The sequence below is a fragment of the Amycolatopsis sp. cg13 genome (assembly GCF_041346965.1).
Classification (GTDB): Bacteria; Actinomycetota; Actinomycetes; order Mycobacteriales; family Pseudonocardiaceae; genus Amycolatopsis.
Genome location: NZ_CP166848.1, coordinates 3,382,100 through 3,407,233, shown reverse-complemented (window position 1 = coordinate 3,407,233; position 25,134 = coordinate 3,382,100). Strand labels below are relative to the sequence as shown.

Sequence of the window (25,134 nt, the reverse complement as noted above, 5' to 3'; positions counted from 1 at the left end):
CGGGCTAGTCGCTCGGCTAGTATCATGATGTGCTGCGGAGCAGCGCACTCCGCTTGAGGAGGAGGGCGCGATGACGACCGTCGAACCGGTCGCGGACACCCGCACCAGGCTGCTCGCCACTGCGCTGCGGCTGTTCGCCGAGCACGGCGTGGAGGGCACGTCGCTGCAGATGATCGCCGACGAGCTGGGCGTCACGAAGGCCGCGGTGTACTACCACTTCAAGACGAAGTCGGAGATCACCGAGGCGGTCGCGGAGCCGGGCATCCGGGAGCTGGACCAGCTGGTCGTCGAGGCCGCGAAGCATCCTCGGCACGGCGCGCGGGTGGACCATCTGCTGGACGGTTTCGTCGATCTCGTGGTGCGACACCGGGTGCTGGTCGCGCTGTTCTCCAGCGACCCGGGCATCGACGCGGCGCTCGCGAAATCGGCGCACGGCGTCGAAGGGTTCAAGCAGGCGCTGATCTCGATCGTGGCCGGCGGGCCGGAGCTGGACGTGACCGCTCGCGTGACGGCGATCGTGGCGTTCACCGGCATCGCGATGGCGGGCGGAGCACCCGACCTGGCCGAGGTGGACGACGAAACCCTGCGCCGGGAATTGGTCAGGGTGGGCAGGCGGCTGCTGGGCAGGCCGCGCCGCCGGGTTTGCTGAGCTCTTCTCGGATGCTGAGAAGTCTGTTGCAGTATTTGGGAACCCGCTCCTAGTCTCGAAGCATGCCTTCGGAAAGCAGCTACGGGCAGGGTCACGCGGAAAGCGTCGTACGTTCACAACATTGGCGCACCGTCGACAATTCGGCGGCCTACCTCGCGCCGGAGCTGCTCCCCGGGCGGAGCGTGCTGGACGTCGGCTGCGGCCCCGGGACGATCACGGTGGACATCGCCCGCCGAGTGGCCCCTGGCGAGGTGCTCGGCGTCGATTTGTCGGAAGCCGTTCTGGAACAGGCACGAGCGCACGCGGAACGCGAGGGCGTGTCCAATGTCCGGTTCGAGCGCGCCGACATCACGACGGCCCCGGAACTCGGCCGATTCGACGTCGTGCACGCCCACCAGGTGCTGCTGCACCTGACCGAACCGGTGGAAGCGCTGCGGCACATGCTGGCGCTGGCCAAGCCCGGCGGTGTCGTCGCCGCCCGCGACACCGACTACGCCGCCGCGTTCTGGTGGCCCGCGGACTCGCGCCTGGACCGCTGGCTGGAGGTCTACCGCGCGGTCGCGCACGGCAACGGTTCCGAGCCCGACGCCGGACGGCGATTGATGGCCTGGGCACACGCCGCGGGCGCTCGCGACGTCAAGCCGAGTGCCTCCATCTGGTGCCATTCCACGCCGGAGGAACGAGCGTGGTGGGGCGGCATGTGGGCGGACCGGATCCTGGACTCCAAGATCGCCGAGCAGGCTGTGGCAGGCGGGTATGCGGCCGCCGAAGACCTCCGCGAGATCTCCGAAGCGTGGCGGGCGTGGGCTGCGGATCCGGACGGCTGGTTCTCGATCCCGCATGGGGAAATCCTGTGCCGCGTCACCGAAACCGGCTGAAGCGGCGGAAATGTTCGTGGGGCTCACGTACCCTCGCTGGGGCGGATTACGGCAGCCGGGAGTCCTTCAGCGCTTCGGCCGCGCGCAGTTCCTCGGTGCTCAACTGATCCGCGGAAACCCGGACGACGCAGCGGAAACGGCGGCACACCGGGCATCTCTGCACCCGGCGCTCGCCGAGCCGGATCGCCTTGAACGACACCAACGGGAGCCAGATCGTGGAGAAATAGTGGCCCTGGCTGCACTGGACGATCGTGTAATCCGGCATGGCCACCTCCTCCGTCGCGACGGACTCAGTATGCGCTACTCAGCCAGAAACTCCGCCGGAACCGCCGAAGTAAGCCACACCCCGTTGTCGCTCACCTGAAACGCGTGCCCGTGCGCGGCCATCTCCCCGGCCGCGACCGTCAGCACCACCGGTTTCCCGTGTCGCGACCCGACTTTCCACGCCGTTTCGCGCGTCGCCGACAAATGCACCGCGTGCCGTTTCATCGGTCGCAGTCCCTCCGCCCAGATCGACGGCAGGAATCGCGTCGCCGTGCCGTGGAAGAGGATTTCCGGTGGCACGGCGTCGGACAGCGCCAGATCCACGCTGACGCTGTGCCCCTGGCTCGCACGGATCAACGTCCCCGTCTCGTCGAAGGCGAACCGCTGTTTCGCGCAGTTCGCGACGACCTCGTCCAGCTCCGCGCGGCTCACCGGGAACTGGTGCCGGGCCAGTGCCGCGAGCAGTTCGGCGACCGGGACCCAGCCGCCGGGGGAGAGGGTGAGGCCGAGTCCGCCGGGATCGTGGCGCAGGTGCCGGGACAGTCGTTTCGATACCCGGGTTCGATATTTCTCGTTCATTGCAACCCGAAGTAACCCACGCCGACGCCCTGGCGCGCAACGGAATTCAGATGCCGCCCTCCATGACCGGGCGCAGTTTGCTGGCACCGGGGCCGAAGCGGGCGAGTTCGTCGTCCGCGTTGTACAGGCCGCAGCTGCGCAGCGACAGGCATCCGCAGCCGACGCATCCGGTCAGCCGGTCGCGCAGCCGCTGCAGCGCGTCGATCCGGGCGTCGAGTTCGGTCTGCCATTCGCGCGACAGCCGGGCCCAGTCCGCCTTCGTGGGCGCGTGGTCCGCGGGGAGCGTTTCCAGTGCCGCGCTGATGTCCTCCAGCGACAGCCCGACCCGCTGCGCGGCGCGGATGAACGCGATCCGCCGCAGCACCGAGCGCGCGTAGCGGCGCTGGTTGCCCGCCGAGCGCTCGGACGTGATCAGGCCGCGCTCCTCGTAGAACCGCAGCGCCGTGTGCGGGACTCCGCTGCGTTCCGCGACCTGCCCGATGCTCAGCTTGTCCGCCAACCTCGTCATTGCTTCAGGTTAGCGCTTGACCTTCAGTTTGGTCGAGGTTGCATGGTCGAGGACATGACCACGACGACGCACGAGCCGGGCTACGCGGACCTGCCCCGGCTGATCTCGCTGATGACCGGCGACGACAAACACCACGCGGCCGCGGAGTCCACAGTGGACGTCCTGTGGGTGCTGTTCGACCGCGTCCTCCGCCTCGGCCCGGAGACCGCCCGCCGGCCCGGGCGCGACCGGTTCCTGCTGTCCAAGGGGCACGGGCCGATGGCGTACTACGCGGTGCTCGTCGCGAAAGGCTGGCTGGACGAGGACGAACTCGCCGACTGGAGTTCGGCGCGTTCGCGGCTCGGCCATCATCCCGACCGCATGCGCGCGCCCGGCGTCGAAATCTCCAGCGGCTCGCTCGGCCACGGCCTGCCGATCGCCATCGGCACCGCGCTCGGCCTGCGCGCCCGCCGGTTCAGCTCGCGCATCGTCACGCTGATCGGCGACGCCGAACTCGACGAGGGTTCCAACCACGAGGCGATCGTCGTCGCCGCGCGGCTCGGGCTCGACAAGCTGACCACCGTGGTCATCGACAACCAGTCCTCGTCCCACGGCTGGCCAGGCGGCATCGCACGCCGCTTCGAAACGGAAGGCTGGGCCGTGCGAACGGTGTCCGGCCGCGACCACGAAGCGCTGTATGACGCGTTCACCACCCCTCATCCCGGACGGCCGCTCGCGGTCGTCGCCGTCGTGGAACCGAAAGGCGCGCGCTGATGCCGAACATGCGGGAAACCTTCCTGGCCACTGCGGAAGAAATCGTCACCACCGACCCGGACGTGGCGGTCGTCCTCGCCGACATCTCGGCCGCGTCGTTCGCCGAGGCCGCGCGACGGCATCCGGACCGGGTGATCAATGTCGGGATCCGCGAGCAGTTGCTCGTGAGCACCGGCGCCGGCCTCGCGCTCGCCGGGTTGCGGCCAATTGTCCATACCTTCAACGCGTTCCTCGTGGAGCGCGCGTTCGAACAGATCAAATTGGATCTCAGCCACCAGGAACTCGGCGCGGTGCTGGTGTCGTACGGCTGTTCCTACGACATGCCGATGGAAGGCCGCACGCATCAGGCTCCCGGCGACGTCGCGCTGATCGATTCCCTGCCCGGCTGGTACGTCCACGTTCCCGGCCATCCCGAGGAAGCGCGGCGGCTGCTGCTCGATTCGGTGCCGGGGGACAGCCGGACGTACCTGCGCCTGTCCGCGCAGGAGAATTCCGCGCCGCATCTCGGCGTCGGGCTGCAGACGATCCGCACGGGCTCGCGCGGCGTGGTGATCGCGGTCGGCCCGATGCTGGACCGGGTGCTGGAAGCGGCCGAGGGCATGGACGTGACGGTGCTCTACACCTCGACGGTGCGCCCGTTCGACGCCGAGGGACTGCGTGCCGCGGTGACCGACGTCGCCGATGTGGCGTTGGTGGAGCCGTATCTCAAGGGAACGTCCGCGCATTGCGTCGCCGACGCGCTGGCCGACCGGCCGCACCGGCTGCTGAACCTCGGCACCCGGCGGGACACCGAGGTGCGGATCTACGGCACGCTCGCCGACCACGATCTCGTGCACGGGCTCGACGCCGGTTCGATCGCGTTGTCCCTCAAGGAATTTTTCACCGGATAAAGCGGGATTCCGGCAGCGGGCAACCGCTCGCGGTCACCAGCCGCCGTCGGCGCGCCGCACGGGGTTCGCCGTGCGCGCGGTCGACCGGCGCGCCAGGTCGATCTCCGCACGGGTCTTCTGCGGCGGGATCGTCAGCTCCCTGAACTGCGGGAACGGCACGCTGTCGATGTCTTCGCGCCATGCTTGGAACATCCGGCACAGCAGATCGGACTCGGACATTTCGTCCTCTTTCCGGGTCCGGGGGCGCCGGCGGCGCCCACGCATAGCCTGATGGGTACCCGATCGGGGAGAGAACGAAACGGCTTCGGAACGAAATTCTCCGGGGGACTACGCTCGGAGGCGTGTCTCGTGTGGTGATCCTCGATTACGGTTCCGGAAACCTCCGCTCCGCCGAGCGCGCCGTCGAGCGCGCGGGCGCCGAGGTGGAGGTCACCGCGGACCCGCACGCCGCGCTCGAAGCCGACGGCCTCGTGGTGCCCGGCGTCGGCGCGTTCTCCGCGTGCATGAGCGGGCTGCTGGGCGTGCACGGGCACCGGATCATCGGCAAACGGCTGGCGGGCGGACGTCCGGTGCTGGGCATCTGCGTCGGCATGCAGATCTTGTTCTCGCGCGGCGTCGAGCACGGCGAGGAGACCGAGGGCACCGGCGAATGGCCGGGCACGGTCGAGCGCCTGCACGCCGACGTGCTCCCGCACATGGGCTGGAACACCGTCCGCGCGCCCGCCGATTCGCAGCTGTTCGCCGGGATCGACCCGGAGGAACGGTTCTATTTCGTGCACTCCTACGCCGCGCGGAAGTGGGAGCTGGACTCCGGCCTCGCCGGCCAGCAGCCGAAGGTGACCTGGGCGAACCACGGCGAGGATTTCGTCGCCGCGGTGGAGAACGGCCCGCTGTGGGCGACCCAGTTCCACCCGGAGAAGTCCGGCGACGCGGGGGCGCAGCTGCTGCGCAACTGGCTGGGCACGCTGGCGTAAGCGGCCAAGAACTCTGCTGCGGCAGGAGGATGTGCCGCTGCTCACGTTGTCGGCGCCTCATCCCCCGCCGTACCGCCTAGCTCGCCGACGCCGTCGGGGCGAGCGGATATCCCCCGGACGGTGCGCCCGACCCCGCCGCATAGTCTGTGCGCGTGACTTTCACGCTCCTTCCCGCAGTTGATGTTGCCGACGGCCAGGCGGTCCGACTCGTCCAGGGCGAGGCGGGCACCGAGACTTCCTACGGCAGCCCGCTCGAAGCGGCCCTGCAGTGGCAGCGCGACGGCGCCGAGTGGATCCATCTGGTGGACCTCGACGCCGCGTTCGGCAAGGGCAGCAACCGCGAGCTGCTCGCCGACGTCGTCAAGCGGCTCGACGTGCAGGTGGAGCTCTCCGGCGGCATCCGGGACGACGCGTCGCTCGAGGCCGCGCTCGCCACCGGCGCGCGCCGGGTCAACCTCGGCACCGCGGCGCTCGAGGACCCGGACTGGACGGCGAAGGTCGTCTCCGAATACGGCGACCGCGTCGCGATCGGGCTCGACGTGCGGATCACCGAGGCCGGGCACCGGCTGTCCGCGCGCGGCTGGACGTCCGACGGCGGCGACCTCTGGGAGGTCCTGGAGCGGCTCGACCGCGACGGGGCCAGCCGGTACGTCGTCACCGACGTGAGCAAGGACGGCACGCTGCGCGGCCCGAACCTGGAGCTGCTGCGCGAGGTCACCGCCCGCACCGACGCGCCGGTCATCGCCTCCGGCGGAGTGTCCAGTGTGGACGATCTGCGCGCGCTGGCCGGGCTGGCTTCCGACGGTGTCGAGGGCTCCATCGTCGGGAAGGCGCTGTACGCGGGCGCTTTCACCCTGCCGGAGGCTCTCGCCGCGGTTCGCTGACGGCGGGAATCTGTGCCGGGCAACGGAAATCACGCGGCCCGGTCGAACGCGAGCTGTCCGGCAGGCTGCATCCGGCCTTCCTTCCGGAGCAGCTCGGCCCGGGCGAGATTTCGTGCTGACCAAGGGCTTTTCGGCCGTCGCGGCGTGTACCGCTGGGTGTAGGTGGACCCGTCGCGGCGGCGGGTCAGGCCGTCGATCCAGCCGTAGCAGAGCGCTTCTTGCAGCGCCTGCTCGTAGGTGAGGCCGGGCGTGCCCTTCTTCGCCAGCACCACCCACACCTCGGCGGCCGAATCGTGGTGCTCGGCCAGCCAGTCCCGCCACGACGCGGCGTCGCTGAAGATCATCATGCCCGCACCAGCGTTTCCCGGACCGAGACGTAGTGCGGGTTGTACATCAGGCCGAGGACGTTGCCCCACGGGTCGATCACCGACGCGGTGATGAACCCGGTGCCGCGGTCGCGCGGGGCGTCGTGGACCTTCGCGCCCATCGCGACGACGCGCTCCAGCGTCGTCGGGACGTCCTCGACGTGCCAGAAGACGACCGCGCCCGCGGGCTGCCCGACAGTGGCGAGGTCGGCGGTCCGGGAGAGTTCGCTGGTGGCGTACGAGCTGTGCACGATGCCGAATTCGTGCTGGTAATCGCCGATGCGCCACTCCATGTACGCGGGGGTGTCCATGTACGGCGCGACGCCAAGAAGGTCGGTGTACCAGCGCTTCGCCGCCTCGAAGTCGGGGGAGTAGAAGGTGACGGTGCTGAGTCCTCGAAGCATGTCGGGTTCCTTGTCTGCTCGGTTGTGGGACTAGCTTCTCCTCCAAAGTGCTCATCTTCTGAGCACTTTTAGGGAGAGAATCAAAAACATGCGCGCTGACCGTCTTGTCGCTGCCGTCCTGCTGCTTCAGGCCCGCGGCCGGGTGACCGCTGCCGAGCTGGCGGAGGACCTGGAGATCTCCGTGGCGACCGCCCGCCGCGACCTGGAAGCGTTGTCGGCGGCCGGGATCCCGGTCTACCCGCAGCCCGGACGCGGCGGCGGATGGTCGCTCGTCGGCGGAGCGCGCACCGATCTCAGCGGGCTGACCGCGGCCGAGTCGCAGGCGTTGTTCCTGATGCTGGGCCCGGCGGCGTCCGGCGGTCCGGAATTGTCGTCCGCGTTGCGTAAGCTGGTCCGTGCGCTGCCCGCCACGTTCCGAGCCGATGCCGAAGCCGCCGCGCGAGCCGTCGTGTCCGATCCGGCGGGGTGGGGCGAGCGGGATCGCGAGCCGCCCGCGCTCGTCCAGTCGCTGCAGCAGGCGGTGGTGCAACGGCGCAAGGTGCGGTTCGACTACAGCGGCAAAGGGCGGTTAGTCGATCCGTACGGCCTCGCCGACAAGGACGGGGTTTGGTATCTCATCGCCGGAACCGTTGCGGGACAACGAACTTTCCGCGTCGACCGGATCTCGGCGGCGGAAACCACGGACCTGCCCTCGCAGCTGCCGGACGACTTCGATCTCCGGGAACAGTGGGCGCGGGTCGTGGAGGAGATGGAGCAGCGGCGTTCGCTCGTGTCCGCGACGGTGCTGATCGACGCGCGGTACCTGTCCGTGCTGCGATCGCATTTCGGGCGGCATTGCGAGGTGATCGGGGAGCAGGACGGCCGGGTTGAGGTGACGGTGGCGGCGCACTGGGCGCGCTCTATCGCAGAGCAGCTGGCGGGCTGGGGAGACATGGTCGAGGTGGTGGAACCGGAGTCGGTCCGTGCCGAACTCGCCCGCATCGGACGGGAGCTGTCAGCCCGATACGGCAGCTGAACGATTACCCGCGAGGTAATCGACTCCATGCACCGGGGTGGACAGGATTGGTTGGCAGGCAACGAAATCGACCCGAGGAGCCGGACATGACCGCCTACGCCATCGCCCACCTGCGCCAGCCCGGAACCGTGGACGCCGAGGTCTACGAATACATGGAGCTGATCCAGGCGACGCTCGACCCGTTCGAGGGCCGGTTTCTGGTCCACGGTGGACAGACCCGAGTGCTGGAAGGCGCCTGGCCGGGCGCGACCGTCGTGCTCGAATTCCCGGATTTCGCCGCTGCCGAGGAGTGGTACGCATCGGCGGACTACCGCAAGATCCTCCACCTGCGCACCGACCACCTGGTGGGCGACGTGATCCTGGTCGAAGGCTGCGGCCCGGACCACGACTCGGCCGCCATGGGCGCCCGGCTCCGCGAGGCGGCCCTTTGACTTACTCGGCGAGTTTGATCGCGATCCCGATCGTCCGTTCCGGCCCGCCGCGGAGGCGGCTGAAGAACATGGTGACGCGTCCGACGATGCCGTAGTCGCGGGCGATGACGCCGCGGATGCGGTCGCTGTCGGCGGCGTCGAGGAGCCGGGCGGTCCCGTTCACTTCGGCGCCGTGCACTCGGCGGCCGCGGACGTCGCAGGCCTGCAGCCGGACCTCGCCGTTGTTGCGGATCCGTTTGACCTTGCCCGCGGTGCGTTCGGAGAACAACACCAGCTCGTCACCGTCGCGGGAAGCCCACACCGGGGTCGGCACCGCGCGGCCGTCGCGGCGGAAAGTGGTCAGCACGACGTACTTCTCGGCGCCGAGACGCTCCAGTTCGGACATAGCTCCACGGTAGACGGCGTCACAGTCCTTGGCAGCGGTCGACCGGCTGCTGCCCGCCGGGCGTCGTCGGCACGGCGATCGATGTGCCGTGGTCGGCGACCTTGTGCATCACCACGTGGGTCGCCTCCACGTAGCCCCAGGTGAACAGGACGACCAGAGCCGCAGAAATGCCGAGAGCCGCCTTTCGCACGCCAAGGCGTCCGAGGAGCGCCGAGATTCCGGCTCCGGCGAGCAGGAACAGCACGAGCGAACTGACCTGCCACAGCGTCACGCCCAAGCCCGACCACGGCACGAGATTCCGCAACCGGCAGGTCAGCTGCTCGCCCGCGGTCAGCTGGGCGAGGTAGTTGGCACCAACGCACCAGGCCACCAGCACGGCGATGATCGCGGCGCCGATCCCGACCGCGGTCGCTATCCGCGCGAACGCGCTCCGAGACTCCCCCAAGTCGGACATAGCCTCACGGTAGCGGTCAGCGGGTGCCGAGCCAGGCGTAATCCGGTGCCGAATCGAGCACGATCCCGTCCGCCACCGCGACGAGCTGTTCGCGCGGCAACCGGCCGGAAGCGGTCAGCCACCGTCCGGATGACAGCCGCACGGTGACCTGCGCGTCGGCCGGTCCGGAGGCGGGCACGTAAGCCCCGGACAGGCCGCGCACCCGCACCGGCCCGGATCCGCCGAGCGCGGGGGAGCCGCCGCCGATCGTCACGCGCACCTTGCCTGCCGGACCGCTGGCGTCGAGCACGGTTGTCGCGTTGTCCGAGTCGCTGCCGCGCACCGTCGTGGCTTCTTCGCGCATTCCCGCGGGCAGCGGTCCGAACCGCGCCTCGCCGCGGACCAGCACGGGTTCCTGGGTTACCGAATCGGCCACTTGCTCAGCCACCGTGCGCGCGTCCGGGACGCCTTCGACCTTGGCGGTCAGCACGTGCCGGTCGTCCGGCATCCAGGTCAGCGTGGCGATCGTGTCGCTCGGGCCGGTCACCATGGCGACCCGTCCGTGCACCACGACCTGGTCCTTCAACGCCGAGATGCGCAGCGCGGTCTGCGCCCATTCCGGATCGGCCGTGGAGTGCGCCGCGACCTCGACCCGGCTCGCTCCGGACTGCCACTGCCGCACCTGGGCGGTGTTCCCGGGCCCGCCCGAGCGGTACTGCTCGGTGAAGCCGTCCGGCAGCCAGGCCGGCGTGTACGCGAGCACCGGGCGTCCAGCGGCGGGCGTGAGCTGCGCGGGCGCGTCGGTGACCGTGTTGACCACCAGCGGCACCCCGGCGGCGACCGCGATCACCGCGGCGGCCGCGGCGGCGAGCGCGAGGCGAGGACGGCGCCGGTGCTGGCGTTGCCGGGCCCGCGCGAGCGCGTTGAGGACCTCATTGCCGTCCGGTGCCTGCTCCGCGAGCCGTTCGAGGCTGTCGCGCACCAGCGTCTCGGTCTCGTTCGACGGGGTCATTCTCCTGCTCCGGTGGTGAGGACGGGCGGCAACGAGGGCATTCCGGCGCGCAACGTCGCCAGCGCGCGCGAGATTTGGCTGCGCACGGTCGAGACGCCGCAGCGGAGGAAGTCCGCGATTTCGGCGTCGGTGTAGTTCTCGTAGTAGCGGAGCACGACCGCGGCGCGCTGTTTCCGCGGCAGCGTGGCCAGCAAGGCGAGCATTTCGTCGCGTTCGTCGTAGGCGGTGCTGGGATCGGCGGTCGGCGGCCCGAGCGAATCGAGCACCGAATGGTTCGACGGGACCACGCGGCGGGCGGCGCGGCGGCGCCACGAGAGGTACTCGTTGGTGATCATCCGGCGGACGTAGGTGGGCGGCGAGTCGATCTTCGACCAGCGCTGCTGGGCGCGCAGGAGCACGTCCTGCACGATGTCCTGCGCCAGATGCGGGTCGTCGGCGAGGACGGTCGCGTAGCGCAGCAGCCCGTCGAGGCGTTCCGCCACGAAATCGTCGAAACCGGTGGTCACGATCATGAGACGCGCGAGGGTGCGGTTTTGATGCATCGGATCCGAAAATTGGTGACGAAGCCGTCGCGGCGGGCTTGACCGAGCGGCCGACTAGGCTGGAGCGCATGGCTGTGGCGGTTCGGGTGATTCCCTGTCTCGACGTCGACGCGGGCCGGGTCGTGAAGGGCGTCAACTTCGCCGACCTGCGCGACGCGGGCGACCCGGTGGAGCTCGCGCGCCGGTACGACGCCGAAGGCGCGGACGAGCTGACCTTCCTCGACGTCACCGCGTCCTCCGGCGACCGCGAAACCACCTTCGACGTGGTCCGCCGCACCGCCGAGCAGGTCTTCATCCCGCTCACCGTCGGCGGCGGCGTGCGCTCCGCCGACGACGTCAACCGGCTCCTGCGCACCGGCGCGGACAAGGTCAGCATCAACACGGCCGCGATCGCGCGCCCGGAGCTGCTGCGCGAGGCGTCGCGCCGGTTCGGGGCACAGTGCGTCGTGCTGTCCGTCGACGCGCGGCGCGTGCCGGAAGGCAGCGAACCGACGGCGTCCGGCTTCGAGGTCACCACGCACGGCGGTCGCCGAGGCACCGGAATCGACGCGGTGGAGTGGGCCGCGCGCGGCGAGGAACTCGGCGTGGGCGAAATCCTGCTCAACTCGATGGACGCGGACGGCACCAAAACCGGCTTCGACCTCGAACTGATCGACCTGGTCCGCAAAGCGGTGCGAGTCCCGGTGATCGCCAGCGGCGGCGCGGGCGCGACCGAACATTTCCTGCCCGCCGTGGAAGCCGGCGCCGACGCGGTGCTGGCGGCGAGCGTATTCCACTTCGGACAGTTGACGATCGGCGACGTGAAGGGCGCGCTGCGCACCGGCGGGGTGGTCGTGCGATGAGCCTTTCCCCGGAACTTTCCGCCCGTCTGAAGTGGAACGCGGACGGCCTGATCGCCGCGGTCGTAGTGGACCACGCGACGTCGGACGTGCTGATGATGGCGTGGATGAACGACGACGCGCTCGACTCCACGCTCACCACGCGCCGCGGGACGTACTGGTCGCGCAGCCGGCAGGAACTGTGGGTGAAGGGCGAGACCTCGGGCCACGTCCAGCACGTGCGAGAGGTCCGCGTCGACTGCGACGGCGACACGGTGCTGCTGCGGGTGGATCAGACCGGCCCGGCCTGCCACACCGGGACGCACACCTGTTTCGACACTGAGGAACGGTTGCTGCTCGCCGACGAGAGCGCGTCATGACCGTCGTCGCGAACGTGCTGATCGGGCTCGTCGCCCTGATCCACCTGTACATCGTCGTGCTGGAGATGGCCCTGTGGACCACGCCGCGGGCGCGCGCCGCGTTCGGCACCACTGAGGAATTCGCCCGGGAGAGCAAGACGCTGGCGGCGAACCAGGGGCTGTACAACGGGTTCCTCGCCGCCGCCCTGATCTGGGGCCTGATCGCGGCCGACCCGGCGGGCTTCCAGTTGAAGCTGTACGGGCTGGCGTGCGTGATCGTGGCCGGGCTCTACGGCGCCGCGACGTCGTCGAAGCGGATCCTGCTGGTGCAGGTGCTGCCCGGCGGGCTCGCGCTGGTCTTCTTGCTGCTGTCGCGCTAGTCGATGTCGCCGGTCAGGTAGCGCTGCAAAGTCGGCGCCACCGCGGTGATCAGCGTGTCCACGTCCGCCTCCACCATCGGCGGGAACCGGGCCACGTACCGGATCAGCCCCATCCCCACCATCTGCGAAGCGCACAACGACACCCGCAACTCCCGCCGGTCGACGCTGAGTTCGGTCAGCAGTCCGGTGAAAAACTGCGAGAAGAACTCGCGCAGCACGGTGCTCGCCGCGTCGTGGCTGGCAATGCTGCGGATCAGCGCCTGGAACGTGCCGCCGCCGACGCCGTCCCAGCGGGTCAGGAACGTGTGCACGATCCGGGAGCCCAGTTCGTCGACCGGGCCGTCGCGCAGGATCGCGATGAGTTCCGCCGGTTCGAACGGCAGTTTCAGCACCGCTTGCGCGAACAGGCCCTCCTTGCCGCCGAACCAGTGGTTGACCATGGCCGCGTCGACTCCGGCGCGGGCGGCGATCGAGCGGACCGTCGCGCGTTCGTAGCCGTTCTCGGCGAACACCGTGCGGGCGGCTTCCAGCAGGACCGCGCGGGTGTCCTGACCAGCGGGGCGGCGGCCGCGGCGGCGCGCGGTAGTGTCTTCGGTGTTCACCGGTCCATCTTGACCGGTCGCCGCCCCGAATTCAACAGTCATTGAATTGAGAGCCCGCCGACCGGCGGACGCGGCCGTAGCGGCACAATGAGACGCATGGTCAGCTCAGCAGCCACGTCCACGGCCGGGCCCGGCCCGGTCAGCCCGTCCCGCGCCGAGTTCCGCGCGCTGGCCGAGAGCCGCCGCGTGATCCCCGTGGTGCGCCGGGTGCTCGCCGACGGCGAGACCCCGCTGGGGATTTACCGCAAGCTCGCCGCCGACCGGCCCGGCACCTTCCTCTTCGAATCGGCCGAGAACGGGAAATCGTGGTCGCGCTGGTCGTTCGTCGGCGTGCGCAGCCCGGCCGCGCTCACCGTGCGCGACGGCAAAGCGGTCTGGACCGGCACCCCGCCGGACAACCTGCCCACCGAGGGCGACCCGTTGCAGGTGCTGCGCGCGACCGTCGAGGCGCTGCACACCGAACCGCTGCCCGGCCTGCCCCCGCTGACCGGCGGAATGGTCGGCTACCTCGGCTACGATTCCGTGCGCTGGCTGGAAAAGCTGCCCGAGCTGGCCGAACGGGACCTCGACATCCCCGAGCTGACCATGCTGCTCGCCACCGACCTCGCCGCGTTCGACCACCACGAGGGCACCGTCACGCTGATCGCCAACGCGGTCAACTGGGACGACTCGGCCGAGCGCGTGGACGCCGCGTACGACGACGCGCTGGCCCGGCTGTCCGCGATGACCGAGCAGCTGCGGGTCCCCGCGCCGCCGACCGTCGCGACGTTCGACCGGCCGGCGCCGGAGTTCCGCCGCCACCGCGCCAAGGAAGATTTCCACGCGGCCGTCGACAAGGCGGTCGAGGCGATCAAGGCCGGCGAAGCGTTCCAGGTCGTGCCGTCGCAACGTTTCGAGATCGAGACCGGGGCCGACGCGCTCGACGTGTACCGCGTGCTCCGCACCTCCAACCCGAGCCCGTACATGTACCTGCTGCGGCTGGAGGGCTTCGACATCGTCGGCTCCAGCCCGGAATCGCTGGTGACCGTCCGCGACGGCCGCGCCACCACGCATCCCATCGCGGGCACCCGCTGGCGGGGCGCGGACCCGGAGGAGGACGCGCAGCTCGCCAAGGACCTGCTCGCGGACGAGAAGGAACGCGCCGAGCACCTGATGCTCGTCGACCTCGGCCGCAACGACCTCGGCAAGGTCTGCAAACCGGGCACCGTGCACGTGGTCGACTTCTTCCAGATCGAGCGCTACAGCCACGTCATGCACATCGTCTCCACGGTGACCGGCGAGCTGAAGGACGACGCCACGGCGTTCGACGCGGTCACCGCCTGCTTCCCGGCGGGCACGCTGTCCGGCGCGCCGAAGGTGCGGGCGATGCAGCTGATCGAGGAGCTGGAGCCGGTGCGCCGAGCGCTGTACGGCGGCGTCGTCGGCTACCTGGACTTCGCGGGCGACGCGGACACGGCGATCGCCATCCGCACCGCGCTGATGCTCGACGGGACCGCTTACGTCCAGGCGGGCGGCGGCGTGGTCGCGGATTCGGTCCCGGACTACGAGGACACCGAATCGCTCAACAAGGCCCGCACCGTGCTGTCCGCGATCGCCGCGGCGGGCACGATGATCCCCGCGGGCGAGTTGGACCCGGCTGAGGACGCCGCCGGTGTCTGAGCGGTCCGAGGAGGCGGAACCACGGCGCGGCGGCGCCGAGGCGCGAGAGGACGCGGTCCGTCCGGCGGATGTCGGTGAAAAATCGCCTGCCGCAGGGAAAACCGCTGCCGAGGAGCTCTCGGAGAGCGGGAAATCGCCGACGACACCCGAACCCGCCGCCGCTTCGGCGCGCCGTCCACTGTGGACGATCATCCTTGCCCTCCTGCTCGGCGCACTGGCCCTGTGGGGTGCGTCCCGGATGGTGTGGTTCGCCGAATTCCGCGACGAGGGCGTGCGCGGCACCGTCCTGTACACCGAACCCGGCGAACAGCGCTCCACCGCGCTCGTGCCGCTCGCGATCCTCGCGCTCGCGGGCGTCGCCGGGGCCATCGCCACCGGCGGCTGGCTGCGCCGCGTGCTCGGGATCGTGCTGGTGCTCGCCGGTGCGGCGGGCGTCTGGAGCGGCGTCGACGGGATCCAGTTCGGCGGGTTCGCGCCCGGGCTGCCCGGCACGGAAATCGTGTTCGGCCACCTGATCGCGGTGCTGGGCGGAATTCTTGTCGCACTCGGCGGGTTGGCAGCGATCAAGTGGGCGGGAGCCGCGCGCAAGCTCGGGGCCCGTTACGCCGCACCGGGAGCCAAGGCGGCGCGGAAGGATCCGGACACCGAGCTGTGGGAGGCGCTGTCGGAGGGCGACGACCCGACCGACGGCGGGGATCCGCGGCGCTGAGCAACCCGGAACCGGCCGGTCATGGAGCGGGGGTTAGCATCGTTTCGGCGGGAAGGGGAAGGTTTTTGTGAGCGAGCTTGCGAGTGGACCCAGGAGTGCGGCAGCGGGTAGGGGCGTCCGATGAGCGTGCTCGAAGACATCGTCGCCGGCGTGCGCGAGGACCTCGCGCAGCGGGAATCCGCGCTGCCGTTCGACGAACTGAAGGCCAGGGCGGCCAAGGCCGTCCCGCCGCGTGACGTGATGGCGGCGCTGCGCGAATCCGGCATCGGTGTCATCGCCGAGGTGAAGCGGCGCAGCCCGTCCAAGGGCGAGCTGGCCACGATTCCCGACCCGGCCGCGCTGGCCCGCGACTACGAGGACGCCGGCGCGCGCGTGATCAGCGTGCTCACCGAGCAGCGCCGCTTCGGCGGATCGCTCGCCGACCTCGACGCCGTGCGTGCCGCTGTCGACATTCCCGTGCTGCGCAAGGACTTCATCGTCAGCCCGTACCAGGTGCACGAGGCCCGGCTGCACGGCGCGGACATGGTCCTGCTGATCGTCGCCGCGCTGGAGCAGAACGCGCTCGCCGCGCTGCTCGACCGCGTCGAATCGCTCGGCATGACCGCGCTCGTGGAGATCCACAACGCCGAGGAGGCCGACCGCGCGCTCGAAGCGGGCGCGAAGGTCATCGGCGTCAACGCGCGCAACCTGCACACCCTCGAAGTGGACCGCGACGTGTTCTCCCGCCTCGCGCCCGGCCTGCCGATGGACGTGTTCAAGGTCGCCGAGTCCGGCGTCCGCGGCCCGGGCGACCTGATGTCGTACGCCGGCCACGGCGCGGACGCGGTGCTCGTCGGCGAGGGCCTGGTGGCCTCCGGCGACCCGAAGGGCGCGGTCGTCAAGCTCGTCACCGCCGGTTCGCACCCCGCCTGCCCGAGGCCCTCGCGGTGACCGAACGCGGCAAGCACGACCCGGACGAACGCGGCTACTACGGTCCGTACGGCGGCCGGTTCATGCCGGAAGCGCTGATCGGCGTGGTCGACGAGGTCGCGGCGGAGTACGAGAAGGCCCGCCACGACCCCGAGTTCACCGCTGAGCTGAACCGGCTGCTCACCGAGTACGCGGGCCGTCCGTCGCTGCTCACCGAGGCCAAGCGGTTCGGCGAGCACGCCGGCGGCGCGCGGGTGTTCCTCAAGCGCGAGGACCTCAACCACACCGGTTCGCACAAGATCAACAACGTGCTGGGCCAGGCGCTGCTCACCGTCCGGATGGGCAAGAAGCGCGTCATCGCGGAGACCGGGGCTGGCCAGCACGGCGTCGCCACGGCCACCGCGTGCGCGCTGCTCGGCCTCGACTGCGTCGTGTACATGGGCGAGGTCGACACCGAGCGCCAGTCACTGAACGTCGCGCGGATGAAGCTGCTCGGCGCCGAGGTCGTGCCGGTGAAAACCGGGTCGCGCACGCTGAAGGACGCGATCAACGAGGCCCTGCGCGACTGGGTCACCAACGCCGAGGACACGCACTACCTCTTCGGCACCGCCGCCGGCCCGTACCCGTTCCCGATGATGGTGCGCAATTTCCACCACGTCATCGGCGAAGAGGCGCGGGCGCAGATCCTGGAGAAGGCGGGCCGGCTGCCGGACGTCGTCGCGGCGTGCGTCGGCGGCGGGTCCAACGCCATCGGCATCTTCTCCGGCTTCTACGACGACCCGTCGGTACGGCTGGTCGGCCTCGAGCCGGGCGGCGAGGGCATCGAGGGCAACCGGCACGGCGCGACGCTCACCAAGGGCAGCCCGGGCAACCTGCACGGCGCGATGTCGTACCTGCTGCAGGACGAGGACGGCCAGACGGTCGAATCGCATTCGATCTCCGCCGGGCTCGACTACCCGGGCGTCGGCCCGGAACACGCGTGGCTCAAGGACTCCGGCCGCGCCGAGTACCGCCCGGTCACCGACGCGGCCGCGATGGACGCCTTCCGGCTGCTGTCGCGCACCGAGGGCATCATCCCGGCGATCGAATCGGCGCACGCGCTGGCCGGGGCCCTGGAACTGGGCCGCGAGCTGGGCCCGGACGGGCTGATCGTGGTCAACCTTTCCGGCCGGGGCGACAAGGACATGGACACCGCGGCCCAGTGGTTCGGGCTCGTGGACGGGGAGGACAAGTGAGCGGCCTCGACGAGCTGTTCGCGGCGACGCGGGCGGAACACCGGGCCGCGCTGGTCGGCTACCTTCCCGCCGGATTCCCGTCCGTGGACGGCTCGAAAGACCTGCTGGCCGCCACCATCGACGGCGGAGCGGACCTGGTCGAGGTCGGCGTCCCGTACTCCGACCCGGTCATGGACGGCCCCACCATCCAGGCGGCCGCCGAGGCGGCGCTGGCCAGCGGTTTCCGGCTGAAGCAGCTGTTCGAGGTCGTGGAATCGGTGTCGGCGCGCGGCGGTCGCGCGGTGGTGATGACGTACTGGAACCCGGTGCACCGCTACGGGGTCGACGCGTTCGCACGCGACCTGGCTTCGGCTGGTGGCCTGGGCCTGATCACGCCGGACCTGATCCCGGACGAGGCCGACGAGTGGATGGCCGCGTCCGCCGAGCACGGCTTGGACCGGATCTTCCTGGTCGCGCCGTCGTCGTCGGAGGAACGCCTGGCGAAGACTACGGCGGCGTCCTCGGGCTTCGTGTACGCGACCGCGGTGATGGGCGTGACCGGCGCCCGCGACGCGGTGGGTGTGCACGCGGAGGACCTGGTGCGGCGGACTCGGGAGCACACCGAGCTGCCGATCGGGGTGGGCCTCGGGGTCCGTTCGCGGGAGCAGGCCGCGCAGGTGGCCGGGTTCGCGGACGCGGTGATCGTCGGATCCGCGCTGGTCACGGCCGCGGCGGACGGTCCGGACGGGGTGGCGAAGCTGGCTTCGGAGCTGGCGAAGGGCGTGCGCGAGGCGGTCGCTCCGGCCTGATCCCGGGTCGAGCGCCGGAAACTGTCGGTGGTCGTTCGTACTCTCTCGGTATGCAGACCAACGACATCAACCCGGGTGAGGCTCCGGGGTTGGCGGAAGTACTCGCCCTGCCGAACGAACAGCTCCTCGGCAACCGGATCGAAGGAGTCGACGGGACCCTGGTGATGGGTCCGGCTCCGACAGCGCTGCACCAGCAGTGGCTCCAGCGATTGCAGCTCGCAATGGTGCCAGCCTTGCCGAAAGGCACTGCACTGCTCCCCGGCGTCGCGGTTCGCTGCGGTGAAAGTCGGCTGCTGATCCCGGATTTCGTGATCGTCACCTGCCCCGACGTGGCCACGACCTGGTATCCGCCGTCCGAGGTGCTGCTGGCCGCCGAGATCGAATCGCCGTCCACCAGGGTGCAGGACCGGATCTTCAAGAAAGCCCTCTACGCCGAAGCGCTCATCCCGTACTACCTGCTCGTCGACCCGGAGCAGGAAGCCGCCACCGTGTACGCGCTTTCCGAAGGCGAGTACCTGCCGCACGCGAAGAGCGAGGGCGGGGTGCTCACGCTGGCCGAACCGTTCCCCGCGCAGCTGGATCTGCGCGCCTGAGCGGCCGGTTGTACGCATCGTGTACGCCGTCCGCGCACAGTGCGGCGCATGGCTTTCGACATCGGACAGGTTCCCCGGAGGACGTTCCTGCGCGGGGCGGCCGGCGTGAGCGCTGCCGCGGCGGCGGGGCTCGTGCTGCCCGGCCTCGCGCACGCCGCGGCGGCGCCGCGCATCTACAGCTGTGCGGAGTGGGGTGCGCGCCCGCCCGCGGATCCGCTCACCACGCTCGACCATCCGGCCAATCGCGTGCTCATCCACCACATCGACTGCCCTAACAGCACCGACTACTCGCTCGAGCACGCGTTCCAGGTCGCGCGCAACGACCAAGCCGACCACATCGACAACAACGGCTGGTCCGACACCGGCCAGCACTTCACGGTCTCCCGCGGCGGCTACCGGCTCGAAGGCCGCCACGGCAGCCTGGACGCGTTGCGCAGCGGCAAAAAGATCGTCCGCGCGGCGCATTGCCCCGGTCAGAACGACAACGCGATCGGCATCGAGAACGAGGGCACCTACATGCAGGTCGCCCCGCCGAAGGCGCAGTTCGATTCGCTGGTGGTGTTCGTGGCGTACGTGTGCCGCCAGTACGGCATCCCGGTCAAGGAAATCAAGGGACACCGCGACTTTTACAACACCGACTGCCCGGGCGACAAGCTGTACGCGATGCTGCCCGAATTGCAGTCCCGGGTGGCGGCCTTGCTTCGGTGAACCGGGTCAGTGCAGGAATCGCAGCACCTGGCACAGCTCCGCCGGTTCCAGCGACCCCAGCTCGGCCACTTCAGCACGGCGCACGTCCGCCAACGTCGTGGCCAGCTGGGGGCCGAACGCGTCCGGCAGCACATCGTCCGCCTCGAACGCGGCGATCGCCTCCGACAGCGATTGCGGCAGCCGCGCGACTCCAGCCGCCGCAGCGTCTTCGGGGGAGAGCGACCCCGGGTCCACGCTGACCGGTTCCGGCAAGCTCGCCGCAGCGTCGATGCCTGCCTGCCCGGCGAAAAGCAGTCCCGCCACCACCAGATACGGGTTCGCGGTGAGGTCGAAGCACTTCACCTCCAGGTTCGCCGCCGTGTCGCGCTGTCCGGCCGCGCCGCGGATCAGGCGCAGCGGTGCTTCGCGGTTTTCCAGTCCCCACGCGGTAAACACGCCTGCCCAATGGTGCGGTTCCAGCCGCAGATAGCTGACCACCGACGGCGCGCCGACCGCCAGCAGCGCGGGCAACCGGCGGAAAATGCCCGCACCGAAGGATTCCGCGGTCTCCGTCAGCCCGAACGCTCCGGTTCCGTTCGCACACAGATTCCGTTCGCCGTCCCAGAGGCTCAGGTGCACGTGTCCGCCATTGCCGACGCCGCCCGGTTCGAACTTCGGCGTGAACGACGCACGCAGGCCGTGCGCGGCGGTCACTGTCCGCACGGTTTCCCTTGTCAGTACGGCTAAATCGGCTGCGCGTACTGGATCCGTCGCGGCGATCGACAGCTCGAACTGGCCCGCCGCGTACTCCGGGTGGATCTGTTCCACTTTCACGCCGCATTTGTCCAAAGTGGACACGAGCGCTCGGAGATACTCGTGGTTCGCGCTCAGCCGAGAGTATCCGTAGGCCGGACCGGGCAGCGGGATGCCGTCCGCGTCGGTCGTGATCCACTCCAGTTCGAAGGCCATCCGCGCGGACAGACCGCGGTCGGCGAGCTGTGCGACGGCGGCCGCGGCGAGGCCCCGGGTGTCCTGCGGATGCTGGTGCCCGTCCTGGTCGTACCGCCACGCCGGGGCCCACGCCCAGCCGGGCTGGGCGGCGAGGACGGTGAGCGCGTCGAGGTCGGGATGCAGCCGCAGGTCGCCGACTGGGCCGAGGGAATGCTCGCCGTCAGCGATGCTGTCCGTGCCGAGGAAGAAATCGAACGAGTTCGACGCGCCGACTCCCCACGCCGCGACCGTCGCCAGCCTCGCTACCGGAACCGCTTTGACCCGCGAAATCCCGGAGTTGTCCACGAAACTCAGCGCGACGAGCTCGACGCCCGCCTGCTCCATCCGACCGGCTGCCGCCGCGCCGAGTTCAGCGAGCCGGTCGCGGTCGAGCCCGGCGGAAGACGAGAAGGGGGACGACAAGGTTTGCTCCTTCAACGCTGGAGGGGAGGTGCGGCCGGTCGAGGTGGGGGTGCCTTGGTGGGCAGCCGGTCGCGGTCGAGTTGGCGGGAAACGGGCGGGCGAGGGTTTCCGCGGTAGCTGCTCCTGGTCGAGCGTGACGGGAAACGAGGCGCTCCTTCCGTGCCGCACGAGAGAGTTCAGCCGGTCGGCGCTCGCTCTCCGCACCGCTCGGAAGGTTCACTGTGTACTCCTCGGGAAAGGAGCGCATCCGTGTCCGGAGACCGTCCCGAATTGCGGCGCACCCTGTCGGTCTGGCAGGCCGTCGGGCTGTCCGTCGCGCTCATGGCACCCAGCATGGCCGCGAACATCAATCCACAGCAAACAGCGACGGCCGCCGGACGCGCGGTTCCGCTGGCGTTCCTGCTCTCGGCCGCGGGGGTGCTGCTGGTCGCGTACGGTTTCGTCCAGCTCTGCCGCCACTATCAGCACGCGGGATCCGTCTACGCGTTCGTCGGCGCGACCCTCGGACCACGCGCGGGCGTCGTGTCCGGGATCGGGCTGCTCGGCACTTACACCTTCTACGCCGTGGTCACCAGTTCCGCCGCGGGTGTGCTCGGTACGGCGTTCCTGACGCAGGTCGGGATCTGGCCGCATCCGCCGTCGTGGGGGCCGTTCGTGCTGACCGCCGTCGCGCTGATCGGCAGCTGGCTGCTCGCGGTCGCCCCGGCTCGTCGCGGCACCAGCACGTTGCTTGCCGTCGAAGGCGCGACCATCGCGCTCATCTTGCTGGTCACCGTGGTCATCCTGGTCCGGCTGATCGCCGGAGACGCACCCAGCGGACGGTTCACGCTGCAGGTTTTCGTGCCGGACACCGGAGTCTCCGGCATTTTCCTCGGCGCGGTGTTCGGTTTCCTGTCGTTCGCCGGTTTCGAGGCCGCCGCGACGCTCGGCGAGGAGACCCGCGACCCGCGTCGCAACATCCCGCGCGCGATCCTCGGCACGGCCATCTTCGGCGGTGCCTACTTCGTGCTCGTGACCGCCGTCGAGATGATGGCGTTCGGCGGCGACGCCACGGCGTTCCACAATTCCCCGTCGCTGCTGGGCGATCTCGGCAGCCGCTTCGTCGGCCCGTGGGTCGGCGACGTCATCAGCGCGGGTGCCGCGATCAGCGCGTTCGGCTGCTGCCTCGCCTGCGTCGTCGGCGGCTCGCGGCTGCTGTTCGCCCTCGGCCGGGACGCGTTCGACGGACGCGGCATCGGCCGGATCTCCGACAAGGGCACTCCCGCCGTCGCCGTGACTGTGGTCGCGCTCGCGGCGGCGCTGATCATCTTGGTGTGCGCGGTGTTCTTCGGTGCCACCGCGGACGACACCTTCGCCTGGGCCGGATCCATCGGCACCTTGATCCTCTTAGTCATCTACCTGCTCACCACGCTCGGCGCGATCCTGCTGTTGTTCGTGCGACGGCGGATGCGTGTGCCGTGGTGGCATTTGGCGTTTCCGATCGGTGCGCTGGTTCTGCTCGGGTACACCGTGTACGTCAACGTGGTGCCGTATCCGACCGACGGTCCCGCGCGGTGGTTCCCGGTCGTCGCGGGTGGCGTGCTCGTGCTGGCTGTCGTCGTGGTCGCCTCGGCGCCCGGATTCGCCCGTAGGGTGGGGGAGAGGCTCGCTGAAGGAGAGGCATGACCGGACTGCTCGATTTCGTCGCGGACCTGCCGTTGGTCGACCATCACTGCCACGGCGTCCGCACCGGCGGCGTCGACCGCGACGGGTTCGAGCGGATGCTCACCGAGGCGGACACCGTGTCGCCGCTGGGGACGTCGCTGTTCGATTCGCTGATCGGCCTGTCCGTGCGCGAACGCTGCGCGCCGATCCTCGACCTGCCGAAACACGCCCCGGCCGACGACTACCTCGCCCGCCGCGCCGAACTGGGCGCGGTAGAGGTCAACCGGCGGTTCCTTCGCGGCACCGGCAGCACGGATTACTTGCTGGACGGCGGTTTCCTGCCCGAATCCCTCACCGCCACGAAGGACTTCGCCGAACTGGCCGACGCCCGCGCGCACGACATCGTCCGGCTGGAACAGGTCGCCGAAGACGTCATCCGCACCACCAGCGCCGCCAGTTTCGCCGACGACTTCGCCGCCGAACTCGACCGCCGCACCACCACAGCGGTCGGCGTGAAGTCCATCGCGGCATACCGGGTCGGGCTGGAGCTGTCCGGCGAACGCCCGGCTCCCGCGGAAGTCGAAGCCGCCGCCGGACGCTGGCTGGCCCGGATCGAGGCGGGCGACCCGGTCCGGCTCGCCGACGAGGTCCTGCACCGCCACCTGATCTGGTCCGGAATCGACCGGCGGCTCCCGGTGCAATTCCACGTCGGCTACGGAGATTCCGACGTCGACCTCCACCGCTGCGATCCCTTGCGGCTCACCGGTTTGCTGCGCGCGACCCGCGACGCGGGCGTCCCGATCCTGCTGCTGCACAACTACCCGTTCCACCGCAACGCCGCCTACCTCGCGCAGGTCTTCGAGCACGTCTTCGTCGACGTCGGCCTCATCACACACAACGCGGGCTTCCGCGCGCCCGCCATCCTGGCCGAGACGCTGGAGCTGGCGCCGTTTGGGAAACTCCTGTTCTCCACCGACGCGTTCGGCCTGGCCGAGCTGTATCACCTGGGCACCGCGCTGTTCCGGCAAGGACTGTCCGACTTCCTGCGCACCGCCCTCGCCGCGGACGCACTGTCCGAAGTGGACGCAATTCGGCTGGCCCGCTTGGCCGGGCACGAGAACGCGGCCAGGATCTACGGGCTGGAGCGGGCATGAACGACTTGGTCGAGGCCTGGCGCGCGGCGTTGGCCGAGGAGTTGCCCGCCGCGGTGGAATTGCGACACCGGATTCATGCCGATCCGCGTGTGTCCGGCGACGAGGACGACACCGCCCGGCTTGTGGCGGCCGCGTTGGGCGAGGGGGAGCGGGTCGCGAAAACCGGGCGGCTCATCGCGATCTCCGCACCGCACCCTGGCCCAGCTGTAGCCCTGCGCGCCGAGTTGGACGCCTTGCCGGTAGTCGAGCGCACCGGCGTCGAATGGGCCGCGAAGACCGGCTTGATGCACGCCTGCGGCCACGACGTCCACCTCGCCGCCTTGACCGCGGTCTGCCGGGCAGCGCGGCGCGTCGAACTCCCGCGTCCGTTGTTCGCGATCCTGCAGCCGCGCGAGGAAACGTCCCCGTCGGGAGCGCTCGACCTGGTCGAATCGGGCATTCTGGAAGAGCGCGGCATCGACACGGTGATCGGCGCGCACGTTCAGCCGCGGCTGCCGTACGGCGTTGTCTCGGCCGCGCCTGGGCCGGTGAACGCGTCCACCGACGAGTTCGAGGTCGTGGTGCACGGCCAAGGCGGCCACGCCGGATATCCGCACCTGCTGCGCGACCCGGTACTGGCGCTCAGCCAACTGGTGGTGAGCCTGCAGCAGGTAGCGAGCCGCCGGATCGACCCGATGCACGGAGCGGTCTGCACGATCGGCCGGTTAAGCGCGGGCACGGCGGCGAACGTCGTGCCGAATACGGCGTCGGCGTTCGGTTCGCTGCGGCTGATGCGCGCGAGCGACCGCGAACGCGCGCTGGAGGCGCTCGACGAGGTCGTGCACGCCACCGCACGCGCCTACGGATGCACCGCGGACCTGCGGATCAGCCCGTGCGAACCCGTCCTGGTCAACGATCCGGCGCTGGCCGCCGCCGCGCGGAGCTGGCTCGAGGACGGCGGCGCGGACGTCGACGTCGATTTCCGGTCTTTCGGCGCGGACGATTTCGCGCATTACTGCGGCGACGGCGTCCGCGGCCTGATGCTGTTCGTCGGCCTCGGCGAGACCGCGGGCGCGCCCAGCCTGCACGGCGAAACGTTCCTGCCCGAGGACGCCGCGGTCGGCCAGGTCGCGGACGCGCTGCTGGCCGGGTACCTCGCCGCGGCGTCCGACCCGCAGTACACAGTGTGACCCTGGACGGCCGTGACCGGGCTGTGACCGGGTCTTGACTAAGGGTTCC

At 70.1% G+C, this 25,134-nt stretch carries 33 protein-coding genes; 21 read left to right on the top strand and 12 right to left on the bottom strand.

Annotated elements, in window-relative coordinates; all coding sequences use genetic code 11:
- The first annotated feature begins 70 nt into the window (after positions 1–70).
- Together AB5I40_RS15420 and AB5I40_RS15415 are read left to right on the top strand one after the other, a co-directional pair.
- Positions 71–649: a TetR/AcrR family transcriptional regulator gene (locus tag AB5I40_RS15420; protein ID WP_370939182.1), complete on the top strand. Its 579-nt coding sequence runs from the start codon at positions 71–73 to the stop codon at positions 647–649.
- A gap of 62 nt (positions 650–711) precedes the next feature.
- On the top strand, positions 712–1,527 hold the full coding sequence (locus tag AB5I40_RS15415) for a class I SAM-dependent methyltransferase (RefSeq protein WP_370939181.1): 816 nt from the start codon (positions 712–714) through the stop codon (positions 1,525–1,527).
- 46 nt (positions 1,528–1,573) lie between these two features.
- On the opposite strand, the gene AB5I40_RS15410 is transcribed toward AB5I40_RS15415, so the two are convergent.
- The 3 genes from AB5I40_RS15410 to soxR are packed head-to-tail and all read right to left on the bottom strand — an operon-like array spanning position 1,574 to position 2,878.
- Entirely contained in the window at positions 1,574–1,792 is a 219-nt protein-coding gene (locus AB5I40_RS15410) for a hypothetical protein (RefSeq protein WP_370939180.1), read from the bottom strand.
- A 35-nt stretch (positions 1,793–1,827) separates the two neighbouring features.
- Positions 1,828–2,370 carry an RNA 2'-phosphotransferase gene (locus AB5I40_RS15405; RefSeq protein WP_370939179.1) on the bottom strand — a complete coding sequence of 181 codons (543 nt, stop codon included), beginning with the start codon at positions 2,368–2,370 and terminating at the stop codon, positions 1,828–1,830.
- 46 nt (positions 2,371–2,416) lie between these two features.
- The gene (gene soxR / locus AB5I40_RS15400) at positions 2,417–2,878 is read right to left on the bottom strand and encodes a redox-sensitive transcriptional activator SoxR (protein WP_370939178.1); all 462 of its coding nucleotides are present in this window, start codon (positions 2,876–2,878) and stop codon (positions 2,417–2,419) included.
- Between the two features lie 54 nt (positions 2,879–2,932).
- Between soxR and AB5I40_RS15395 the strand changes: the two genes are divergently transcribed.
- Together AB5I40_RS15395 and AB5I40_RS15390 are read left to right on the top strand one after the other, a co-directional pair.
- Complete coding sequence (locus AB5I40_RS15395; RefSeq protein WP_370939177.1) at positions 2,933–3,631, top strand: thiamine pyrophosphate-dependent enzyme; 699 nt, start codon at positions 2,933–2,935, stop codon at positions 3,629–3,631.
- Positions 3,631–4,521, top strand: coding sequence for a transketolase family protein (locus AB5I40_RS15390; protein ID WP_370939175.1), 891 nt, complete (start codon positions 3,631–3,633; stop codon positions 4,519–4,521). The genes AB5I40_RS15395 and AB5I40_RS15390 overlap by 1 nt, the downstream gene beginning before the upstream one ends.
- A gap of 33 nt (positions 4,522–4,554) precedes the next feature.
- Here the strand turns inward: AB5I40_RS15390 and AB5I40_RS15385 are convergent, their stop codons facing one another.
- Positions 4,555–4,740 (bottom strand): hypothetical protein, encoded by a 186-nt coding sequence (locus AB5I40_RS15385; protein ID WP_370939174.1) that lies wholly within the window; start codon positions 4,738–4,740, stop codon positions 4,555–4,557.
- A 131-nt stretch (positions 4,741–4,871) separates the two neighbouring features.
- On the opposite strand from AB5I40_RS15385, the gene hisH reads away from it, so the two are divergent.
- Together hisH and priA are read left to right on the top strand one after the other, a co-directional pair.
- Entirely contained in the window at positions 4,872–5,495 is a 624-nt protein-coding gene (gene hisH / locus AB5I40_RS15380) for an imidazole glycerol phosphate synthase subunit HisH (RefSeq protein ID WP_370940527.1), read from the top strand.
- A gap of 152 nt (positions 5,496–5,647) precedes the next feature.
- Positions 5,648–6,379 (top strand): bifunctional 1-(5-phosphoribosyl)-5-((5-phosphoribosylamino)methylideneamino)imidazole-4-carboxamide isomerase/phosphoribosylanthranilate isomerase PriA, encoded by a 732-nt coding sequence (gene priA / locus AB5I40_RS15375; protein ID WP_116202272.1) that lies wholly within the window; start codon positions 5,648–5,650, stop codon positions 6,377–6,379.
- Positions 6,380–6,408: 29 nt separating this feature from the next.
- On the opposite strand, the gene AB5I40_RS15370 is transcribed toward priA, so the two are convergent.
- Positions 6,409–6,726, bottom strand: a complete 318-nt coding sequence (locus tag AB5I40_RS15370) for a YdeI family protein (protein ID WP_370939173.1) — start codon at positions 6,724–6,726, stop codon at positions 6,409–6,411.
- Positions 6,723–7,148, bottom strand: a complete 426-nt coding sequence (locus AB5I40_RS15365) for a VOC family protein (RefSeq protein WP_370939171.1) — start codon at positions 7,146–7,148, stop codon at positions 6,723–6,725. The genes AB5I40_RS15370 and AB5I40_RS15365 overlap by 4 nt, the downstream gene beginning before the upstream one ends.
- Before the next feature lie 88 nt (positions 7,149–7,236).
- On the opposite strand from AB5I40_RS15365, the gene AB5I40_RS15360 reads away from it, so the two are divergent.
- Positions 7,237–8,163, top strand: coding sequence for a helix-turn-helix transcriptional regulator (locus tag AB5I40_RS15360; protein WP_370939170.1), 927 nt, complete (start codon positions 7,237–7,239; stop codon positions 8,161–8,163).
- Positions 8,164–8,249: 86 nt separating this feature from the next.
- Positions 8,250–8,594, top strand: a complete 345-nt coding sequence (locus AB5I40_RS15355; RefSeq protein WP_370939169.1) for a DUF1330 domain-containing protein — start codon at positions 8,250–8,252, stop codon at positions 8,592–8,594.
- Between the two features lies 1 nt (position 8,595).
- Here the strand turns inward: AB5I40_RS15355 and AB5I40_RS15350 are convergent, their stop codons facing one another.
- The 4 genes from AB5I40_RS15350 to AB5I40_RS15335 are packed head-to-tail and all read right to left on the bottom strand — an operon-like array spanning position 8,596 to position 10,936.
- Positions 8,596–8,979, bottom strand: a complete 384-nt coding sequence (locus AB5I40_RS15350; protein WP_370939168.1) for a PPOX class F420-dependent oxidoreductase — start codon at positions 8,977–8,979, stop codon at positions 8,596–8,598.
- Between the two features lie 19 nt (positions 8,980–8,998).
- Entirely contained in the window at positions 8,999–9,433 is a 435-nt protein-coding gene (locus tag AB5I40_RS15345) for a hypothetical protein (RefSeq protein WP_370939167.1), read from the bottom strand.
- A gap of 16 nt (positions 9,434–9,449) precedes the next feature.
- Positions 9,450–10,424 carry a hypothetical protein gene (locus AB5I40_RS15340; RefSeq protein ID WP_370939165.1) on the bottom strand — a complete coding sequence of 325 codons (975 nt, stop codon included), beginning with the start codon at positions 10,422–10,424 and terminating at the stop codon, positions 9,450–9,452.
- The gene (locus AB5I40_RS15335) at positions 10,421–10,936 is read right to left on the bottom strand and encodes a SigE family RNA polymerase sigma factor (RefSeq protein ID WP_370939164.1); all 516 of its coding nucleotides are present in this window, start codon (positions 10,934–10,936) and stop codon (positions 10,421–10,423) included. Before AB5I40_RS15335 ends, AB5I40_RS15340 begins: the two co-directional genes overlap by 4 nt.
- Positions 10,937–11,034: 98 nt before the next feature.
- Here AB5I40_RS15335 and hisF point away from each other — a divergent pair, with 98 nt between their 5' ends.
- Genes hisF through AB5I40_RS15320 form a run of 3 tightly spaced genes read left to right on the top strand, consistent with a single transcriptional unit; the run spans position 11,035 to position 12,523 of the window.
- Positions 11,035–11,808, top strand: a complete 774-nt coding sequence (hisF, locus tag AB5I40_RS15330) for an imidazole glycerol phosphate synthase subunit HisF (RefSeq protein WP_370939163.1) — start codon at positions 11,035–11,037, stop codon at positions 11,806–11,808.
- Complete coding sequence (hisI, locus tag AB5I40_RS15325) at positions 11,805–12,164, top strand: phosphoribosyl-AMP cyclohydrolase (RefSeq protein WP_370939162.1); 360 nt, start codon at positions 11,805–11,807, stop codon at positions 12,162–12,164. The genes hisF and hisI overlap by 4 nt, the downstream gene beginning before the upstream one ends.
- Positions 12,161–12,523 (top strand): DUF1304 domain-containing protein, encoded by a 363-nt coding sequence (locus AB5I40_RS15320; protein WP_182896750.1) that lies wholly within the window; start codon positions 12,161–12,163, stop codon positions 12,521–12,523. Before hisI ends, AB5I40_RS15320 begins: the two co-directional genes overlap by 4 nt.
- Here AB5I40_RS15320 and AB5I40_RS15315 read toward each other — a convergent pair.
- Positions 12,520–13,167 (bottom strand): TetR family transcriptional regulator, encoded by a 648-nt coding sequence (locus AB5I40_RS15315; RefSeq protein ID WP_370939161.1) that lies wholly within the window; start codon positions 13,165–13,167, stop codon positions 12,520–12,522. The genes AB5I40_RS15320 and AB5I40_RS15315 overlap by 4 nt on opposite strands.
- Before the next feature lie 54 nt (positions 13,168–13,221).
- On the opposite strand from AB5I40_RS15315, the gene AB5I40_RS15310 reads away from it, so the two are divergent.
- From AB5I40_RS15310 to AB5I40_RS15280, 7 genes are all read left to right on the top strand, one after another.
- The gene (locus AB5I40_RS15310) at positions 13,222–14,784 is read left to right on the top strand and encodes an anthranilate synthase component I (protein WP_370939160.1); all 1,563 of its coding nucleotides are present in this window, start codon (positions 13,222–13,224) and stop codon (positions 14,782–14,784) included.
- Positions 14,785–14,974: 190 nt separating this feature from the next.
- A complete protein-coding gene (locus AB5I40_RS15305; protein WP_370940526.1) occupies positions 14,975–15,493 on the top strand; it encodes a Trp biosynthesis-associated membrane protein in 519 nt (172 codons plus the stop codon).
- Between the two features lie 120 nt (positions 15,494–15,613).
- Positions 15,614–16,423, top strand: a complete 810-nt coding sequence (gene trpC, locus AB5I40_RS15300; protein ID WP_009074973.1) for an indole-3-glycerol phosphate synthase TrpC — start codon at positions 15,614–15,616, stop codon at positions 16,421–16,423.
- On the top strand, positions 16,420–17,637 hold the full coding sequence (trpB, locus tag AB5I40_RS15295) for a tryptophan synthase subunit beta (protein WP_370939159.1): 1,218 nt from the start codon (positions 16,420–16,422) through the stop codon (positions 17,635–17,637). The genes trpC and trpB overlap by 4 nt, the downstream gene beginning before the upstream one ends.
- The gene (gene trpA / locus AB5I40_RS15290; RefSeq protein ID WP_370939158.1) at positions 17,634–18,425 is read left to right on the top strand and encodes a tryptophan synthase subunit alpha; all 792 of its coding nucleotides are present in this window, start codon (positions 17,634–17,636) and stop codon (positions 18,423–18,425) included. The genes trpB and trpA overlap by 4 nt, the downstream gene beginning before the upstream one ends.
- A gap of 50 nt (positions 18,426–18,475) precedes the next feature.
- Positions 18,476–19,018, top strand: coding sequence for a Uma2 family endonuclease (locus AB5I40_RS15285; protein WP_370939157.1), 543 nt, complete (start codon positions 18,476–18,478; stop codon positions 19,016–19,018).
- A gap of 48 nt (positions 19,019–19,066) precedes the next feature.
- A complete protein-coding gene (locus AB5I40_RS15280) occupies positions 19,067–19,726 on the top strand; it encodes a peptidoglycan recognition family protein (RefSeq protein WP_344268106.1) in 660 nt (219 codons plus the stop codon).
- Between the two features lie 6 nt (positions 19,727–19,732).
- Here AB5I40_RS15280 and AB5I40_RS15275 read toward each other — a convergent pair whose 3' ends face one another.
- Positions 19,733–21,040, bottom strand: a complete 1,308-nt coding sequence (locus tag AB5I40_RS15275; protein WP_370940525.1) for a glutamine synthetase — start codon at positions 21,038–21,040, stop codon at positions 19,733–19,735.
- A 327-nt stretch (positions 21,041–21,367) separates the two neighbouring features.
- Between AB5I40_RS15275 and AB5I40_RS15270 the strand changes: the two genes are divergently transcribed.
- The 3 genes from AB5I40_RS15270 to AB5I40_RS15260 are packed head-to-tail and all read left to right on the top strand — an operon-like array spanning position 21,368 to position 25,085.
- Positions 21,368–22,783 (top strand): APC family permease, encoded by a 1,416-nt coding sequence (locus AB5I40_RS15270; RefSeq protein ID WP_370939156.1) that lies wholly within the window; start codon positions 21,368–21,370, stop codon positions 22,781–22,783.
- Entirely contained in the window at positions 22,780–23,916 is a 1,137-nt protein-coding gene (locus tag AB5I40_RS15265; protein ID WP_370939155.1) for an amidohydrolase family protein, read from the top strand. Before AB5I40_RS15270 ends, AB5I40_RS15265 begins: the two co-directional genes overlap by 4 nt.
- Positions 23,913–25,085, top strand: a complete 1,173-nt coding sequence (locus AB5I40_RS15260) for a M20 family metallopeptidase (protein WP_370939154.1) — start codon at positions 23,913–23,915, stop codon at positions 25,083–25,085. The genes AB5I40_RS15265 and AB5I40_RS15260 overlap by 4 nt, the downstream gene beginning before the upstream one ends.
- Positions 25,086–25,134: the final 49 nt, after the last annotated feature.

Bases quoted from the DNA above. Each gene is read 5' to 3' on its own strand.
- AB5I40_RS15420 (WP_370939182.1), top strand. From the start codon at position 71: ATGACGACCGTCGAACCGGTCGCGGACACCCGCACCAGGCTGCTCGCC.
- AB5I40_RS15415 (WP_370939181.1), top strand. From the start codon at position 712: ATGCCTTCGGAAAGCAGCTACGGGCAGGGTCACGCGGAAAGCGTCGTA.
- AB5I40_RS15410 (WP_370939180.1), bottom strand. From the start codon at position 1,792: ATGCCGGATTACACGATCGTCCAGTGCAGCCAGGGCCACTATTTCTCC.
- AB5I40_RS15405 (WP_370939179.1), bottom strand. From the start codon at position 2,370: ATGAACGAGAAATATCGAACCCGGGTATCGAAACGACTGTCCCGGCAC.
- soxR (WP_370939178.1), bottom strand. From the start codon at position 2,878: ATGACGAGGTTGGCGGACAAGCTGAGCATCGGGCAGGTCGCGGAACGC.
- AB5I40_RS15395 (WP_370939177.1), top strand. From the start codon at position 2,933: ATGACCACGACGACGCACGAGCCGGGCTACGCGGACCTGCCCCGGCTG.
- AB5I40_RS15390 (WP_370939175.1), top strand. From the start codon at position 3,631: ATGCCGAACATGCGGGAAACCTTCCTGGCCACTGCGGAAGAAATCGTC.
- AB5I40_RS15385 (WP_370939174.1), bottom strand. From the start codon at position 4,740: ATGTCCGAGTCCGATCTGCTGTGCCGGATGTTCCAAGCATGGCGCGAA.
- AB5I40_RS15370 (WP_370939173.1), bottom strand. From the start codon at position 6,726: ATGATGATCTTCAGCGACGCCGCGTCGTGGCGGGACTGGCTGGCCGAG.
- AB5I40_RS15365 (WP_370939171.1), bottom strand. From the start codon at position 7,148: ATGCTTCGAGGACTCAGCACCGTCACCTTCTACTCCCCCGACTTCGAG.
- AB5I40_RS15360 (WP_370939170.1), top strand. From the start codon at position 7,237: ATGCGCGCTGACCGTCTTGTCGCTGCCGTCCTGCTGCTTCAGGCCCGC.
- AB5I40_RS15355 (WP_370939169.1), top strand. From the start codon at position 8,250: ATGACCGCCTACGCCATCGCCCACCTGCGCCAGCCCGGAACCGTGGAC.
- AB5I40_RS15350 (WP_370939168.1), bottom strand. From the start codon at position 8,979: ATGTCCGAACTGGAGCGTCTCGGCGCCGAGAAGTACGTCGTGCTGACC.
- AB5I40_RS15345 (WP_370939167.1), bottom strand. From the start codon at position 9,433: ATGTCCGACTTGGGGGAGTCTCGGAGCGCGTTCGCGCGGATAGCGACC.
- AB5I40_RS15340 (WP_370939165.1), bottom strand. From the start codon at position 10,424: ATGACCCCGTCGAACGAGACCGAGACGCTGGTGCGCGACAGCCTCGAA.
- AB5I40_RS15335 (WP_370939164.1), bottom strand. From the start codon at position 10,936: ATGATCGTGACCACCGGTTTCGACGATTTCGTGGCGGAACGCCTCGAC.
- hisF (WP_370939163.1), top strand. From the start codon at position 11,035: ATGGCTGTGGCGGTTCGGGTGATTCCCTGTCTCGACGTCGACGCGGGC.
- hisI (WP_370939162.1), top strand. From the start codon at position 11,805: ATGAGCCTTTCCCCGGAACTTTCCGCCCGTCTGAAGTGGAACGCGGAC.
- AB5I40_RS15320 (WP_182896750.1), top strand. From the start codon at position 12,161: ATGACCGTCGTCGCGAACGTGCTGATCGGGCTCGTCGCCCTGATCCAC.
- AB5I40_RS15315 (WP_370939161.1), bottom strand. From the start codon at position 13,167: ATGACTGTTGAATTCGGGGCGGCGACCGGTCAAGATGGACCGGTGAAC.
- AB5I40_RS15310 (WP_370939160.1), top strand. From the start codon at position 13,222: ATGGTCAGCTCAGCAGCCACGTCCACGGCCGGGCCCGGCCCGGTCAGC.
- trpC (WP_009074973.1), top strand. From the start codon at position 15,614: ATGAGCGTGCTCGAAGACATCGTCGCCGGCGTGCGCGAGGACCTCGCG.
- AB5I40_RS15285 (WP_370939157.1), top strand. From the start codon at position 18,476: ATGCAGACCAACGACATCAACCCGGGTGAGGCTCCGGGGTTGGCGGAA.
- AB5I40_RS15280 (WP_344268106.1), top strand. From the start codon at position 19,067: ATGGCTTTCGACATCGGACAGGTTCCCCGGAGGACGTTCCTGCGCGGG.
- AB5I40_RS15275 (WP_370940525.1), bottom strand. From the start codon at position 21,040: ATGGAGCAGGCGGGCGTCGAGCTCGTCGCGCTGAGTTTCGTGGACAAC.
- AB5I40_RS15265 (WP_370939155.1), top strand. From the start codon at position 22,780: ATGACCGGACTGCTCGATTTCGTCGCGGACCTGCCGTTGGTCGACCAT.
- AB5I40_RS15260 (WP_370939154.1), top strand. From the start codon at position 23,913: ATGAACGACTTGGTCGAGGCCTGGCGCGCGGCGTTGGCCGAGGAGTTG.